At 46.1% G+C, this 16,596-nt stretch carries 14 protein-coding genes, 1 tRNA gene and 1 other RNA gene; 2 read left to right on the top strand and 14 right to left on the bottom strand.

The features are described 5' to 3' along the window. Positions 1 to 126 precede the first annotated feature (126 nt). The 10 genes from HY811_09220 to smpB all read right to left on the bottom strand — a co-directional run bounded on the left by HY811_09220 (position 127) and on the right by smpB (position 11,253). Positions 127 to 663, bottom strand: coding sequence for a hypothetical protein (locus tag HY811_09220; protein MBI4834979.1), 537 nt, complete (start codon positions 661 to 663; stop codon positions 127 to 129). Positions 664 to 1,344: 681 nt separating this feature from the next. After that, positions 1,345 to 2,109, bottom strand: a complete 765-nt coding sequence (locus tag HY811_09215) for an RNA methyltransferase (protein ID MBI4834978.1) — start codon at positions 2,107 to 2,109, stop codon at positions 1,345 to 1,347. Next, entirely contained in the window at positions 2,109 to 3,587 is a 1,479-nt protein-coding gene (locus HY811_09210) for a glutamine synthetase (protein MBI4834977.1), read from the bottom strand. Before HY811_09210 ends, HY811_09215 begins: the two co-directional genes overlap by 1 nt. Before the next feature lie 130 nt (positions 3,588 to 3,717). Continuing rightward, entirely contained in the window at positions 3,718 to 6,642 is a 2,925-nt protein-coding gene (tadA, locus tag HY811_09205) for a Flp pilus assembly complex ATPase component TadA (protein MBI4834976.1), read from the bottom strand. Between the two features lie 102 nt (positions 6,643 to 6,744). Continuing rightward, entirely contained in the window at positions 6,745 to 8,133 is a 1,389-nt protein-coding gene (locus HY811_09200; protein ID MBI4834975.1) for an MBL fold metallo-hydrolase, read from the bottom strand. Between the two features lie 6 nt (positions 8,134 to 8,139). Then, a complete protein-coding gene (locus HY811_09195) occupies positions 8,140 to 8,694 on the bottom strand; it encodes a DUF366 family protein (GenBank protein ID MBI4834974.1) in 555 nt (184 codons plus the stop codon). Next, entirely contained in the window at positions 8,691 to 9,266 is a 576-nt protein-coding gene (locus HY811_09190) for a HEAT repeat domain-containing protein (GenBank protein ID MBI4834973.1), read from the bottom strand. Before HY811_09190 ends, HY811_09195 begins: the two co-directional genes overlap by 4 nt. Next, positions 9,263 to 10,291, bottom strand: a complete 1,029-nt coding sequence (locus tag HY811_09185; GenBank protein ID MBI4834972.1) for an N-acetylmuramoyl-L-alanine amidase — start codon at positions 10,289 to 10,291, stop codon at positions 9,263 to 9,265. The genes HY811_09190 and HY811_09185 overlap by 4 nt, the downstream gene beginning before the upstream one ends. Positions 10,292 to 10,413: 122 nt before the next feature. Then, positions 10,414 to 10,764: a transfer-messenger RNA gene (gene ssrA / locus HY811_09180) on the bottom strand. 33 nt (positions 10,765 to 10,797) lie between these two features. Further along, positions 10,798 to 11,253 carry an SsrA-binding protein SmpB gene (gene smpB, locus HY811_09175; GenBank protein ID MBI4834971.1) on the bottom strand — a complete coding sequence of 152 codons (456 nt, stop codon included), beginning with the start codon at positions 11,251 to 11,253 and terminating at the stop codon, positions 10,798 to 10,800. A 92-nt stretch (positions 11,254 to 11,345) separates the two neighbouring features. On the opposite strand from smpB, the gene HY811_09170 reads away from it, so the two are divergent. Further along, positions 11,346 to 11,429, top strand: a tRNA-Leu gene (locus HY811_09170). Between the two features lie 14 nt (positions 11,430 to 11,443). On the opposite strand, the gene HY811_09165 is transcribed toward HY811_09170, so the two are convergent. The 3 genes from HY811_09165 to recR form a co-directional block, all read right to left on the bottom strand. Next, on the bottom strand, positions 11,444 to 12,910 hold the full coding sequence (locus tag HY811_09165; protein MBI4834970.1) for a hypothetical protein: 1,467 nt from the start codon (positions 12,908 to 12,910) through the stop codon (positions 11,444 to 11,446). Between the two features lie 86 nt (positions 12,911 to 12,996). After that, entirely contained in the window at positions 12,997 to 14,520 is a 1,524-nt protein-coding gene (locus HY811_09160) for a hypothetical protein (protein ID MBI4834969.1), read from the bottom strand. A 1-nt stretch (position 14,521) separates the two neighbouring features. Beyond that, positions 14,522 to 15,136 carry a recombination protein RecR gene (gene recR, locus HY811_09155; GenBank protein ID MBI4834968.1) on the bottom strand — a complete coding sequence of 205 codons (615 nt, stop codon included), beginning with the start codon at positions 15,134 to 15,136 and terminating at the stop codon, positions 14,522 to 14,524. Between the two features lie 194 nt (positions 15,137 to 15,330). Here recR and HY811_09150 point away from each other — a divergent pair, with 194 nt between their 5' ends. Next, on the top strand, positions 15,331 to 16,203 hold the full coding sequence (locus tag HY811_09150; GenBank protein ID MBI4834967.1) for a radical SAM protein: 873 nt from the start codon (positions 15,331 to 15,333) through the stop codon (positions 16,201 to 16,203). Positions 16,204 to 16,455: 252 nt separating this feature from the next. Here HY811_09150 and HY811_09145 read toward each other — a convergent pair. Next, on the bottom strand, positions 16,456 to 16,596 hold a 141-nt coding region (locus tag HY811_09145), incomplete at its 5' end, for a hypothetical protein (GenBank protein ID MBI4834966.1).

Genomic DNA, 16,596 nt, shown 5'->3' with positions numbered 1-16,596 from the left:
AGTTAAGGTTTAAGGGTAACATAATGAATCTGTTTAAGTTTGTTAGCAGAGGTTATCGGAAAGAAAAAGCCATAGCGTAGAGGTAAAACAGCTAATAAACCGAAAGAAGAAACTTATAAAAATTATTCAACAGAGCAGGGCGCCGCCCAATAGTTCATCTCCCCGCCTTAAGACGCCTTCCGAGGTCGTATCTTCGGTCAGCCAGAGAGCGACAATCGGGGCGATGCCCAATCCTTCCGCCTTGGTGCCGGTAAAGGGAAGCGTTATCTCCCTCATCCTTTTGGCGTAATGCTCCTTGGCCGCTGCAACGGCTTCCTTGAATCGCTTGGCCGGGATTCCGTCAACCGTTTCATACGCCCGGTCCAGGTTCTTCTTGTATTTCTCGTAAGAGCTCTGCAGGTGCTTGGAAATTTTCTGGATAATCGCCTTTGAATTCAGACCAGAACGGCTGATGAAAGACGGATTGATAAACTTCGGATAACGCTTGAGGATGACCCCAACCACCTTTTCATAATAATCCGCTTCATCCTTTATCTTCCTCATCAGCTTCTTTATTATCCGAGGAGCATTCGCTTGGAATCCCTCCACCCATTGCTCGGTCATATGGTCGGGCGGCTCGCTTGAGGCAAATGGATACAGCTTAAGATGCAATAATGGTTTCACTTTCAGTCACCTCCTTCCGCAAATAATTATATATTCGGGGACGTTTTAACTGATATTCCCCTTCTCATTTAAGTATAAAGCATAATTTGGGTTTTGTCAACTCCGGCTCTGAAAATATAGTAATATTATTAGTACCGCCATCCCCCTCGTATCATCTCCCGGACCGGCTGATATCCTGTGGTGGTTAGTCATATATTATAAGCACCACCGCCATATAATAAATGGCCGAAGTGCAGATATTATAAGCCGGTAATGGATATAGAGTAAGGTGGTCATGCATATATCAACTGACGGATACGCATATAGTATAACACGGACATGCATATACTGTCAGGGTGTAAGGTATGTGTTATATGCCTTACTGTGATACGGTATAATTGTGGGTGGCATACCCCCTATGCCACACCCCCAGATAGTATATGCCAGACCATGGCGTGGACAGGGGATATCGTCTATAATTATAGTATTTATTGGCGGTTAGAAAGAGGGAGAATGGGTAAAACAATGATTGTATGGTAGTATTTTAACACCCTCTACTCCCCTATCGGATTAGGGCTAATAATATATGGAATTCCATATCTGGCTGATAAGTACTAAGGAATTTTCGGATAAGAAGTCAGATACTATTTTCTATTAGGGATGAGGGATTAAGATTAGGATTAGAAGGATAAGAGGATGTTACTATCCAGTGGTTTTATTCAGTCTCTGGCGCATAACTTCCGCCATGATAATTGCCGCGGAGTGGCTTAATGATAAGGATGGCTTTTCTACCGCATCGTTGTGCTGGGGCATGGGTATTGTAAAGAAGCTGTCGCAATTTTCCCTGACCACGGCGGAAAGCCCCCTCTTTTCCCCGCCCAGCGCAATAACGCACGGAACGGTAAAATCGATATCATAAAGCGTCTTTTTAACCCCGGCAATCGCCCCGAATATCTTCAATCCTGCCTTCTTCAGCTGGTTTAATGACTCGGCTTCCTTTTCTATCTTTACCAGCGGCATCTGTTCATATGCCCCGGCCGAGGTCCGTGAGAGAGTTAGCTCGTCAAAGTTCCAGATATGCTTCTTTAAGAGCATGGCATTGACCCCGAATGCCCCTGCCGAACGGATGATGAATCCGAGGTTCTGTTCATCCTCCACTCCTTCTAAGAGCAATAGAAAAGAATTATGCCCCACACTTTTAATGCTATCAAGCAGTTCAGGAAACTGGGTCGTTGGTTTATGGGAGCAGATGGCAATCAGGCCGCCGTGGGTTTTGCCCTTGGAGGCGGCATCGAGTTCTTCAGGCGTGACGGTTTTCACGGGTATATTCTGTTCACCGGCAAGCGCGATGGCCTCCTCTGTCTTTTCCTTATGGGCGTTAAAGCTTACCATCAGGAGCTCGATTTTCCGTTTACGAGCCTTTAATGCGGAAAGGATGGATTGCCTGCCTTCTAAATGCTCTTTCATTATGCGTAATGGAGGTATTGCTCGACCAGTTTTTGTATCTCCGATTTCTTGCCGTAAAGCTTTTCGCTTAAGTTCCTGTCGCGGTAGCTCTGGAGTTTTGAGACCGTTCCTTCTATGACGCGAGCGGAGAAAACGCCGTCGGCTTCATAGATTTTACGGTCGGCAATCAGGTTGTCAGCCGATTCGGCACATGAAGTGGGCAGTCCCTTTAGCTTTTTCTGGATGGATTTGAATTTATCAGAGAATATGTTTACATCCACATAGAGCTTATCAGCGAGCGCGAGAGAGTCTTTCATGGTGAGGCCGTGCCGCGCGGCAACGGTTAAGCCGGCAAGCAGTAGATAGATATCGGCCGAGCCGTCGGGACAGCGGAATTCAACGGTCTGGTTCTGGTAGAAATTATTTACCGAGCCTTTTTCTTCGGGATTAACGTCCTTAGCCATATTCTTGGAATTGCGCCAGCCCAGCGGCACCCTGACCAGGCCCGAACGATTGCGGTCGCCCCAGCAGATATTGGTCGGCGCTTCCTGATGCGGGACGAGCCTTAGATATGATATCGGGATGGTATTGCCGAAGGCAGTCAGCGAAGGCGCCAGCGTAAGATAGCCGGTAATGGCTTTCATGGCAGTTTCGCTTAATTCACCGTTTGCCACCATCATGTTCTTCCCGTTTTTAACCAGGCGCGTATGGATGTGCAGACCGCTGCCGGCGTGCCCGACCAATATTTTCGGGGCGAAAGTAACGGTCACGCCGTATTTATAGCCGAGCATCCTCAAAACCCATTTGGCAAGGGTCACCTGGTCAGCGGCATCTTCAACCGGCGATGGGATAAGCTCTATTTCCTGCTGTTCCATTTCCAGTTCGCCTTCGGTTGTGTGCCCCACTTCGGCATGGCTGTATTTGACCATACCGCCTATTTTGGAGATGATATCAACGGCTTCTTCTCGAAGGCGTTCCCATTTGGTAAAAGGCGCCGAGCCGTGGTAGCCTGTTTGCGCATTTACCGGATAAAGCGCTTGCTTGGGGTAAAGTATGTAGTATTCCAGTTCCCCCATCGCTTCCATAGTTAATCCGGTCGCTTTTTTAAGGGAGTTATGGGCGTTTTTGACAACCTGTTCCGGAGCGTTGGGAAGTGGGATGCCTTTGCTGGTATAATAAGCGCACATGATATCAATTGACGGGAAAGCGGAAAAGGGATTGATAAAGGCGGTTTTATAGCGCGGGATGACGTAAAGGTCGCTTGACCCGGCATCGATATACGGGAAAAGGCTGGAGCCGTCGACACGCTCTCCGGCGGAAAGCAATAAATCCAGTTTTGCTTTATCCGTAACGACAAAGTTAAGCGTTTTTAACTTGCCGTCTCCGCCGACATAGCGGAAATTCAGCATCCGGATATTATTTTTATCAATGAACCTGATTAGGTCGCTTTTGGTGAAATTCTCCGGCTTTTTATTAAGGTATTCCGCGATGGTCTTCATATTCAATATGCCTCATACACTATTATAATAAATGGTGATATACTGTGTATTATATCCTAAGATATGTTGAAATACAAGGAAAAGAGGGAATAATCCCGCCAGCCAGGTAAAATCCGGAGCGTCAAACGGCTTATTTCATGCAGACCGACAAGACTTCCGGCAGTGCTGAATGCCCAGCAATGATTTTTTCGATGCCGTCCTGTTTAAGGGTAATCATGCCTTCCTTGATTACCAATGCGGTTAATTCGGCCGCTTTGGGCTTTTTGTGAATCATCGACTTTACTTCATCGCTGGTAACAAGGAGTTCGTGGATACCCATCCTGCCGCGGTAACCGCGGTTACTGCATTTGGTGCAGCCGCCCTCTTTTGGGCGGAACATGGAAAAATCTTTTGTGTATTTGAATTTGGAATCGAACAGCGCATCATTGCCGTATTCAGTCTTCAATATTTTGAATTCCTTTTCGCTCGGGTGGTATTCTTCCTTGCAATCTTTGCAGAGTGTCCGTATAAGGCGCTGGGCAAGAATTCCGAGCAATGCGTCGGCAAATGAGAACGGGTCTATGCCCATATCCAGTAGCCTGGTAATCGTTTCCGGGGCGTTATTGGTATGGAGGGTGGAAAAGACCAGATGTCCGGTGAGCGAGGCTTCAACACCGGTTGAGGTGGTTTCCAGGTCGCGCATTTCACCGACCATGATAACATCCGGGTCGCCGCGCAGGAACGCCCTCATGGCGCGTTCAAAAGTAAAGCCGATTTTCGGGTGGATCTGCACCTGGCGCAATTGATACTGGGTGATTTCGACCGGGTCTTCAGCCGTCCAGATTTTCATATCCGGCGTATTGATAAATCCAAGAGCCGAATGGAGCGTAGTGGTTTTCCCCGAACCGGTCGGCCCCACCACCAGGCATATTCCGTATGGTTTGTTTAATATGTCCTTAAACTTTATTAAATTTGGTTCACTGATACCCATTTTATCCAATGGCATGGGTTTACTCGCAGCCAGAATACGCATGACGACATCTTCGTTACCGGCAACGGTCGGAATAGTCGCGACGCGCAGTTCGATATCAAGCTTTCCGAAGTTCTTGAATTTAATCTTCCCGTCCTGAGGGAGACGCCTTTCGGCGATATCAAGCCCGGACATGATTTTTATACGGGAAGACAGGGCGTTTTTATAGTGTTTCGGTATCTTCATCATTTCCTGGCAGATGCCGTCGACCCGCAGCCTGATGATGGTATCGGTTTCCGTATAAGGCTCGATATGGATATCCGATGCTTTTAGGGCGTATGCCTGCTCGATAATCTGGTTGACCAGGCGGACGATGGCGGAATCGTCTTCTTTCAACTCGGCTTTGGATTCTTCGTCTTTTGCCTGCTCGGCGATTTCATCTTTGAGTTCGCCCAGAATATCTTCCACATTTCCCGTCGCGCCTTCTTCTGCTTTTGCCACTCCGTAGAAAAGGTCTATGATACTGACGATATTATCCTTTGTGCTGACGCAATATTTTAAGTCGGCTGATTTAAACCTGAGATGTATGGTATCGCGCTTAACGATGTCGTTGGGGTCTTCCATGGCCACGCGGATGGTGTTATCGGTTTTATCAATCGGGACCCACATTTCGTTTTTCAGGGTGTCCAGCGTAACGTCTTGGATTAAATTAACCGGTATCTGCATTTCCTTGTCAAACTTTATAAAATCCGTCCGGAAATAGAGCTGGTAGCATTTGCCGATTGATTCTATGGAAATGCCGTGCTCTTTGGTTAAGATTTGTTCCGGGGTGTCTCCGGTCTCTTTGGCTTTTTTGACGACTTCATCGAGTTTTTCCTGGGAAACCAGGTTTCCGGCGATGAGAGAATCATATTTGCTGCGTTTTACGCCCGCCACTTTTTTCTGCCGGCTTAAGGCAATGCCCAAGGTGGTGGCTATTTCACGGGCAGATTCGATATCCTTATCGGAGAAAAGGAACCCGAACTTTTTATTGATTAGCTGGATAACGCCGTTTACCGAACCGCCGAATATCAGGGGAAACGCGACAACATTCCTGGTGCGTTTGCCGAACTTCTCATCCCAGCGTTTGTCGAAGCGGATTTCCGGGCTGATTTTAATGAGCTCCGATTCATTGTAAACGTCCGCGATGGAGATGACTTTGTTATTCTTAGCGGCAAATCCGGCGATGCTGCTGTTATCGAGGGCGATGCTTATTTCCTGGACGCCGTCCTTGATCCAATAACGGGAGACCAGCTGGTTTGTTTCTTTATCCAGCATGAAAATAGTCAATGATTCTATTTCGAAGATATCCAGGAGATCTTCAGTAATATTTTGCAGGACATCATCGATATGAAGCGCCGAATGGATTTTATCGGTTACCCGTTTGATTTTCTTGTGCAGGTCGACTTCCCGCTGGCCATCTTCAAACGACTTTATTTTATTAAGGTCCGGAGCCAGTGAATCGGCAATATCCTGGACAAGCTTCATGTCGTTTTCGCTGAAACCGGCGCCTTCCGCGGCTCCTTTTTTATTGATGGCCTGGATAACACCCTGTATTTTTCCTTTCAAGACTACCGGAATGCCAAGGACTTCTTTTGTGCGGAAACCGGTTTTCTGGTCCCAACTGCGGTCAAAATGCAGCCCGGCATAATTCTGCTGCAATTCGTTGTTGTTATAGGCGTCTTTGATATTGACCGTTTTTGCGTTCTTGGCGATATATCCGGCAATGCTGTTGTTGCTGATAGGTATCATGATGGCTTTAACTTCCGTGCCGTCTTTTATCCTTGAGGATAAGACATTATGCATCGAATCGACGACGTAAATAGTGATACGGTCGGCATTCAGGGCTTCCTTAGTTCTTGCGGCTGTTCCGATGAGGAGATCATTCATGTTATCAGCCATGCGGATGGTTTCTGTCACGGCTTTCATTTTCTGGGCCGATTGGTCCATCGCCGGCTTTTTCGGCTGTGACTGCGCTTGAGTTTGAGCTTGAGTTTGAACTTGCGGCGTAGGAGCAGTTTTGGCGGCAGGGGCGGCAGGTTCAGGCTTTTTTGAAAATAATCCCATAATTAATCCCCTTTATGATAGTAGATATTCGCGATTTCCACGTTAAATATCTTACAAAATTATACGGTATTGGGCAAGAAAAATTCTTTCGGCAAATGTGGTTTAACCGATGGGGATTTCTTCGCCCTTTGCGGGGAGATATGCCTTGTAACCGCGGCGGTTAAGTTCATCGGTAAACGGTGTTGATTGTTCCTCGTCCCCATGGACGATAAATATCCTCTTAAGCGATTTACCGCATTGCTGGATATATTCCATGAGCTCGTTCATATCGGCATGGGCGCTGAAAGCGTTTATTTTAACAACTTCGGCGCGAAGGCGGTATTCCTCACCGAAAATCTTTACAATCGGCTGCCGGTCGACGATTCTTTTACCCAGGGTGTTTTGCGCCATGTAACCGGCGACCAGTATGGTATTAGCGGGGTTTTCGATATTATTACGCAGGTGATGTAGGATTCTTCCCGCTTCGCACATGCCGGAAGCCGACAGGATAATCATGGGGCGCGTATCGGTATTCAATCTTTTGGAATCTTCCGTCTTATTGACGTATTCAATGCGGTTGAAACCGAACGGGTCTTTATTTCTTTTTATCAGTTCCTGTGTTTGTTTATCCAAAAACCGGATGTTTTCCATGAATACTTTCGTTATGTTGGTTGCCAGGGGGCTGTCAACGTAGATCGGGAGCTCCTTGATTTTCCTTTCCCTGATAAGAGCCGTCAGTAAAAACACTATTTCCTGAGTCCGTTCAAAAGCGAATGAAGGGATGATTATTTTTCCGTTGCGTTCCGCTGTCCGGTTGATGACATCAGCCAGCCTGCCTTTGGCGTTTTCGATTTGTTCGTGCTGCCGTTTTCCGTAGGTGCTTTCAATAATAAGATAATCCACCCCTTGGATTATTTCCGGGTCTTTCAGGAGCGGCAGGTTTTTTCTCCCTAAATCGACGGCGTAGGCCAGCCGGATTTTCTTTTCCCCGGTAATATCCAGGACGCTTATCGCGGCGCCCAGGACATGCCCGGCTTCGTAAAAAGTGCAGGTAACATTGTCCGCCAGTTTAAACGGTGTGTGGTAATCAATTCCGCGCAGGTGGACGAGTGAGGCGCGGGCATCTTCTTCGGTATATAAAGGTTCGCGGAAAGGGAGACCCTTTCGTTTGTGGATTTTATTAGTGAACTTGATATCTTCTTCCTGGATATGACCGCTGTCTGGCAACATAAGGGCGCATAGTTCGACGGTTGGAATGGTGGCATAAATCGGTGCCATCATTCCTTTTTTCACCATTGTCGGGATATTGCCGCTATGGTCGATATGTGCGTGCGATAAGACCATGGCGTTTACTTCCGGCAGGTTAAAAGGGAAAGAGGTGTTGATTCTATAGAAATCTTCACGCCTTCCCTGAAAGAGTCCCGCATCAATCAGGATTTTATTGGTTCCGGCATACACGAGATGCATCGAGCCGGTGACCGTCCGGGCTCCGCCGCAGAACTTAATTTTTATGCTCATCTATGGCGCGCCGCGCACTTTACAGCGGGTGTTTTTGATGTCGATGATTTCATTGACGAAAGAATTCATTATTTCATGGGCGATTTTTTCCGGCGGTATCTTATAATCTTTTAGGCCTTTGGTCTTAACCGGTGTTCCTTTACTAACGATATTAAGGGCAAAGTGGATTTTGCTGGAAACGGGGGTAAGCGTAGCAACGGATATCGATAATTTTGCCGGGCCGTCGTAGATATCGTCTCCCTTCCGGGATAACGGGTATCCGATATGTTTTTCCAGGATGGCCATGGTGATTGCGGCGAAAAGCCTTTGATGCAGTATTGCTTTTTCAAGGTCCATTTCAAAGAGTTCAATGATAAAGTGGAGCATTAAAGGGCCGGCGATGGTTTTCCCGTTTCGCAGGTCTTCGATATCCACGATATTCTCAGCCGGTATTTGGCATGGCCCGATAAAAGCGACAATGCCGTTGCCGGTCAGTCCTGTTTGGCGGTAAGTCCAGAGCGATGCTATTTGAGAACCATCGTATTTTATCTTTTTGGAGAGAAAGCGCGCTATCATTTTTGTTTGTTATGCCATTCCTTCCAATCGCCTATTTTTTTAGGGAGCGATTGCTTTGTGATTTTGCATAACGATTGGTAAGCCGTGTCCGATACGCTTAAATCCACATCATCCATTGCGCGGATCAATGCTTCAACCGGTTCGTTTGTCCCGATGTTTCCCAAAGCTTTCGCGCAGGCACGCCGGACATGTGGTGATGGGTCGTCCACAAGACTTTTCGTCAAAGCCTGGATAGCCTGCGGGTCACCTATGTTTCCCAAAGCGTTTGCCGAATCAATCCTGACATAGTTGCTGTTATCCGACAAGGCGGTTACCAGGTAGGGAATGGCTTTTGGATCTTTAAGCTTGCCAAGTGCCACCGCCGCTTGCGCCCGGACGAGATAATCCGTATCGCTGTCGAGCGCGGTGGTAAAATCAGAAAAATACTGCTTTGCCGCAGGTGAGCCGGACATTCGGATGATTGCTTCTCGTCGTAAATCTGGCGAAGCCGAAGTTATGGCTGGCACCGGCCCTCCCTTGCAGGAAGACAGGATAAAGAATAAAAAAGAAAAGGCGATTAATATTCTCCTCATTTGGCGAATCCTTGGGTGGCAATAAGCCTTTCCTGGTAATTCAAAACGCTCTTTGCCAGCTTTTGGGCTATTTCACACTGGTAAGAATCAGATGAGAGTCTTTTGCACATCGTTTGGTTAGAAATAAAATCAACTTCAACCAAAATTGCCGGGCATTCGGTTTTCTTGATTACACGGAAGTCCGCCGTGTGGATACCGCGGTTGTTGGTCGGCAGCTGGTCAAAAATCCTCTGGACTTCACGGCTGAAATCCAGTGATTCCTGCAGGAATTCTTCCCTCAAGGCGTAGCTGATGATTTTCTTTGTGGACGAATCGAGTTCGCCTGGATTAGTTTTTTTGACACAATATGAAGGCAATGGTTTTTCGTTGCAATAATATATTTCAAATCCGTTGGCGCTGGATTGTTTTGCCCAGTTGCAATGAATCGAAATAAATAAATCAGGTTGTTCCTTGTTGGCTATTGCGACCCGGCAGTTCAAATCTTCGTTAAGGTTCGGAGAAAGGTGTGTATCCCTTTCTCTTGTAAGCACAACTTTAATTCCGTTGGCCTGTAAAAGGAGTTTTAGTTTTTTCGCAACGCACAAGTTAATCTCTTTTTCCAGTATTCCATTGGTTCCTTGAGCGCCTTTAAAATTACCGCCATGGCCCGGATCGATTACGACTTTTCTTATCCCCCACTCTTTTTTCCCGTATGTGGTTTGATGTTCGCTAATCTGTTTTTCTATTTTGGCGAGGTCTCCCGGTGCAATAGAAATTTGGCCGTTTATGGTTTTGGCATAATCTTCAAGAACCAACAGATTATCATTAACCAGCACGGTCATCATCCCTGCGCATACGATGATTTTTGTGCCGTTTCCGGTAAAGATTTCCCTTCCGGTGATGCCGTCACTTTCATGAAGTAAATCGTATTTATCGGAAAGTGTTTCCAGGCTGATATAGGGCGCATTTTTATCCAAAGCCTGTGAAGAGAGCCCTGTTATCGCGAGAGTCAAGATTAGAACCATCATAATATGCAATTTTTTCATATTAAACCCTTTGCTCTATTTTACAGATACATATTAACTTTTCGGATATTCCGAGCAAAAGGTTTAGGGTAAAATCTGGAGGCGGGTCGCGGAAAGGCGAACCTCGCCGGGCAGCTACTAATTATTGGAGGCGGGGGGAATCGAACCCCCGTCCCGGACAGTTCGAGATAAAGGCGCTACATGTTTATTCTGTCTTTTGTTGTCGCCGGGAAAGCGTCGGCAGAAAGACTCAATCCAAGCCATCCAGCCGTTTAGTTTCCCTCTCCGCCCGGCCGGCATGGCGGAAAAGTAGCCTGCTGCTGTTACGCCGGTGTGTCTCCGCAGGCGAGAAGCACACCAGCGCGTCTGCTAATTAAGCAGCGAATGCATATTCGTTAGCATTTAAATTGTCGCCAGGTTTTTTACGAGGCCGCCTGGCAACCTCGACATGCTCCCCTATCCTTCATTTATCCGGTCGAAACCATTTCGCCCCCGAAACCAATTAATTCCGGGATGAAGATTAGAATTTATTTCCTCCTTATTTTGTTAATTTCACGCTGGGCCATTTTATTTTTAATGCTTTCCCGTTTGTCGTAAAGTTTTTTACCCCGGGCCAGGCCTATTTCTATTTTGGCAAAACCGTTCCGGAAATAAAGCGCCAGCGGTATCAGGGTTAGTCCTTTCTGGGTGGTATTACCGACGAGCCTTCTGATTTCCGTCTTTTTCATGAGCAATTTACGCGGTCGCTTAGGCTCATGGTTATAAATATTGCCCGCCCGGTAAGGGCTTATTTCCATATTATAAATGAAAGCCTCCCCTTTATCGATGCGGCCGTAGCCTTCACTGATGCTTACGTTTCCGTCACGAATAGATTTAACCTCTGTGCCCTTAAGGACAAGCCCGGCTTCGATTTTATCCAATATTTCGTAGTCGAAATAAGCCTTCTTGTTTTTCTGGATAATTTTTCCGCTCTCAGTTTTCATGCCAAATTATAGCATATTGAAACCAAATTGGCAAGTAGAAAATGCTTGACTGGAGCTTCTAGAAATGATAAACCACTGATTCAATTCAAGCAGCGGAAGTGGCGGAATTGGCAGACGCGTTAGGTTCAGGACCTAATGCCCTTACGGGCTTGGGGGTTCAAGTCCCCCCTTCCGCATTTCAAACCAGCCGTTATTCTTCCGTCGCCCATTTATTAGCCGCCATAATACAGATTGGGCAAGTAATTTCTTTTTTTCCCTCGCACAGCGGGCATTTTCCGGAACCTTCGCAAACTACACAGGTGGTTCCACCTCGGGTTTCATCATTACCTTTGCCCAGGCAGGTGAAACATTCGCCTGAACCGTTGCATTTGGGGCATGTGGTGAAATGCTTTCCCTGGCATACCGGGCACTGGTTTATTTTGAAATCTTCCTTTGCATAAACCGTTGCTTCGGCTGCATCAACAGACCACTTTGCCAGATTCCAATTTACCTGAATAACATCAATCCAGGGGCGATACTCCCTGATTGGGATTTCATATTTTATGACCCGTTCGCGGAATCCGGCCAGTTCTTTAGGCAGGTTTGATTCGGTGAGTTTTTTCCAGTTGTCTTCGCTATCCTGGTATGCGTTATAAGCTTTAACGATTAGCTGGTAAGAAAGAAGCTTGGAATTATTCGACGCCGCAGTGCGGAATTCGTCCACTAAAATCCTGATATTATCAAGTTGCCTGACGAATTCCCTTATTTCCATCCCTTTTTCCAGGTATCCATGAAACTTTCGCAATTCTTCAATGACTCTTATTGCATTAGGCGCGTATTCCTCATAGAGCCTTTCAAAGTCCCTTTGCTTGTTTTTCCTGACTTCTTCGAGGGCTTCTTTTTCCAGTTTTAACTTATCGATATCATTCGTAAGCTTTTTAATAGTTTCCGTCAAATCGTTTTTCTCTGTTTCGTTTTGGTTAAGCTGGTCTTTTATCAGTTTGTTTTCATTCTGCAACGGGTTAAGCTGTTCGATTAAATCATTCCGTTCCTTTTCCAGGCCGTCTTTAGTGCTTTCGAGTGATTTTAATTTGGTGTCGATCAAAGATATTTTCCCTTCCAGCGATGTTTTTTCTATCTTAAGGTTTTCGAATTCGGTCAGTTTTGTATTTAGTTCGTTTCCTTTGCCTTCCAGCTTTTTTTCGATGCTTTCTTTGTCAGACTTAAGTTTGTCCAAATCTTTTTGTAATTCTTCTATCCGCTGGGTGTCTTCCTGTGATTTTACGCCATTCGTGCCGCCGCCATTCTTTTTCAGTTCGCTTATTTTATAAAGCAGGAACCCGCTTAACCCTATTAAAATTACGACGAACAGGGTTTCAAACATGATGATGAAAGCCATCTTTTTAGAGCCGGCTTCCGCGCGGGATTGGGAAACCGGTTTGTAGCGTGGTTTCACCTTAATTGGTTCCGGTGGCGTGGCTTCAGCCGCTTCGGGCGGGGTTTCCGGTGATTCTTGTGCGTTGGCCTGCGGTGCTTCATCGCTTTCCGTTTGGGGGCGGTTAAGCATTGTTGCCTCCGTCGATACCGGCGCCGGCTCTTCCGGAGCATTTGTTTCTGGATTTTGTGGGTCGAACTGATTTTCGGAATCTATTTCGTCGGGCTTGTTTTCTTCATCCATTATTACACCCTCCCTATTAAACTATTTGCGTATGCATCAAATAATAACCTTTTAGCCTTTTCGCGTCAATATTTTTAGTGATATTCCTAATATTTTTTTCTTGCCTGGGATGACGGGATATTCAGCATCTGGCGGTATTTGTTAATGGTTCTGCGGGCTATTTTAACGCCTTTTTCGCCCAGTTTTTCTATTATTTCAGCGTCAGAAAGAGGGCTTTCCTTGTTTTCCTGGTTAATGAGCTCCTGAAGCATGGACAGGACAGATTTTACGGACTGCCATTCATTTATTGAGCTGTCGGTTGAACGTGAAAAAAAGAATTTCATGCTGAAAATCCCGCGAGGGGTTTGTATATATTTGGACGTTTTTGCCGGTTTGGCAGCGGCTTCATCTTTCGGTTCGCCTGCCGGTTTGTATTGCTTCGAACTTATTGCCCGTGAAACGGTTGTGGTATGGATTTTTAGCCTCTCGGCAATGTCCTGCATTTTTAACGGTTTCAGGTAAGACATGCCTTTATCAAAGAATTCTTTTTGTGCATTAACGATTTCCCTGGTAATACGCAACAGAGTGTTTTGTCTCTGGCGAATCGCAAGGATAATGGCATTGGCCGATTCTATTTTCTTTTTTATATAATCCTTGGTTTCTTGCGGGGTTTCCGGGTCAGCCAGCATTTTCTGGTAATATTGGTTTATCCTGAGAGGGGGAACATAGTCGTTGTTTAAGCGTATTTCGTAATCGCCTTTGTCGTCAACTGCGGTTATGAATATATCCGGTACGATATGATATGTCGATTCCCTTGCGAAATTTTTACCCGGGTAAGGGTTTAATTGCAGGATTTCCTTGACCACGGTTTGTATTTCATCAAGCGGTTTTCCCAAAATATCTGCCACCAACGGGATGCGGTTCATTTGAATATCTTCCAGGTGGTTTGCGATAATCTGTCTTTTGATTTCCAGGTTTGAATCATGTTCAGGTAGTTGTAACATAAGGCATTCCTGAAGGGTGCGTGCGCCAACGCCGGGCGGGTCAAATTGTTGTATGATGCCGAGCACTTTTTTAACGTCATCCGAAGTCGATTGCATTGCCTGCGCGATTTCCTCGTCAGACAGTTTGATAAATCCGTTATTATCTATATTAAAAATGATGTATTTGGCGATTTGTTCCGTTTTTTCGTCGGTTTCCATGAATTTAAATTGCTGATGGATATAATCCTGTAGCGATAAGGGCTTGTCGGAGACATTTTGCATGGCTTCCCATTTCCGGTCTATGGTTGGTTGTTGTTTTAGAGAGTGTTGGGAAGAAAGGGTCTCCCTTTCTTTATCCAGTATTTCAACAGGGTCTGATTCCGGAGCCGGTTTTTCATCATCAGTATTTTCGTCCTTGGTCCCATCATCCGTTTTATCCTGGATAAGTTCTTGTTCTTCGGCCAGCTCTAAAGTCGGGTTCATTTCCATTTCCTGCTTGAGCATGAGCTGCAGGTCTAAAGACTGTAATTGCAGTATTTCCATGGATTGAAGCATTTGCGGGCTGAGTCTTTGTTCAAGCCGGTGTGTTAGTTCGGGGTTTAGGTTGAAGCCTCCACTTTTAGTCGACGGCATTTTACTGTTTTCCATTTTAGCTGTTTCTTGAATTAAATGTTTTACGGTCACGTAAAGCATCGGTTAATATCAGCCGGCTTACGGTTTCCAGTTTGTTGCCGGAGGGGATTCCGCGGGCAAGCCTTGAGATTTTGACTTTTCCCCCGCCCAATTTGTCCTGGATATATGCAGCCGTGGCGTCTCCTTCAAAAGTATGATTGGTCGCCAGGATAACCTCGCGTATGCCGTTTCCGTTCCTTATTTTATCCAAGAGCTGCCTGATGGTAAGGTTGTCCGGACCGGTGTTTTCCAGCGGTGCTATCCTTCCCCCCAGAACATGATAAAGGCCTTTATAGGCGCCGGTCTGTTCCAAGACCCAGAGGTCGCTTATTTCTTCTACCACGCATATTACGGATTTATCCCTGTAAAGATTATCGCAAATAGAGCATGAGCCGTTATCTGCCGCGAAATTAAAACATTTCGGGCAGTATTTTATTCCCTTAATCCCGGCGATGGAGCTGCATAAAGACTGGGTTAGTTCCTTCGGGGCCTTTAAAAGGTAAAAAGCAATTCGCTCCGCGGATTTTTCCCCTAATCCGGGGAGTTTTCCGAGATGTTCTATCAGATCGCTCAAAATGTTCGGAGGTTTCATAAATTACTATTTTACCTTATATCTTTAAAATTGTCAACGATAACTATTAATCAGCATGATTTTTCTTTGCGTGTCTTTTTCCATGATTAATGAGCCGGACGGATGCATGGATTATTGACAGGTCGGAGCCATTTTGCTAATATCTATGAAAAGAAACTTTGATTATATAATGCATTCGTAAAGTTCTTGTTATGATAAAATATGTAGAACCGGTTTACCGTCCCCCATCGGAGGCGGATAGCCTCCTCATCCAGGCGACGCTCGGCTGCCCGCACAATAAATGCACCTTCTGCGGGATGTATAAGGGCGTAAAGTTTTCCATCCGCTCTGTTAAGGATATTAAAGAGGATATCACAAGCGCGCGAGAACTATACGGCACAGAGGCGGTCCATTCGATGTTCTTGCCGGACGGCAACACCATCATAATGAAAACGGATGAGCTGGAAGAAATATTCAAATTCTCCTATAAAACGTTCCCTAAATTGAAACGAATAACCCTTTATGCCTCAGGTAAGATTCTAAAGTTTAAGATTCTGGAAGACCTGAAACGGCTGCATAAAGCCGGTTTGACGAGATTGCACAAAGGGCTGGAAAGTGGGAATGATGAGGTATTGAAGCGCATCCAAAAAGGCGCGGATGCGAAGACCATGATAGAAACCGGGAAAAGGGTTAAGGAAGCCGGGATTGAATTGAGCGAGTATGTTCTGGTCGGAATTGGCGGAAAGGAACTGACCAAGGAGCACGCCATTGATACGGCAAAGGTATTGAATGCCGTTAATCCGGATTTTATCAGGTTGCGAACCTGGGTCCCTGTGCCGATAGCACCCTTGTATAAAGATTATCAAACGGGCAAGTTTAAACTGCTCTCCCCCCACGAGGCGTTAAGGGAAGTCAAACTGCTCATTGAAAATCTTGAGATTGACAGCCTGTTATTGAGCGACCATATTTCGAACTTCCTGAATATCTCAGGCCAGCTACCCCGTGACAAACAAAGTATGTTGAAGCGGATTGACGAGGGGTTGAAGATGGACGAGAACTCATTCCGCCCGCCCCTGCAAGAATTATAGATATGGGCGTCCCATCCCGCTTTGCGGGAAGGGGCGATAGAATAATCGAAACCCTTTAGCTAATAATTTAATTATCCTGCTTGATAAAGGTTTCCGCACCCCAGATAACCGGTTTCAAGAACATCCGGGTGATTGATTTCAAAGCTTCGTCTTTTACAGTAACCCTCGCCGTGTCTTGTCATGATAAAAAGGGGTTGCCCACGGGTACCCACGAGCAACCCCAATTCCATTTGGCATACACCCTCACGGGTGTTACACTTGGCTCACCTGGACATCCAGCCAGAGCCGTTTCTCACCATCCAGGATGTAATCCATGTGTGAAAGCCCACCCGTGGTAAAGGAATCCAACCCCAGTGCCGGGTCAACGAATCCCTGGATAATCCCGTTGGTGAT

The sequence above is a fragment of the Planctomycetota bacterium genome, from assembly GCA_016207825.1.
GTDB lineage: Bacteria > Planctomycetota > MHYJ01 > JACQXL01 > JACQZI01 > JACQZI01.
This window is presented reverse-complemented; position numbering and strand designations above follow the sequence as displayed.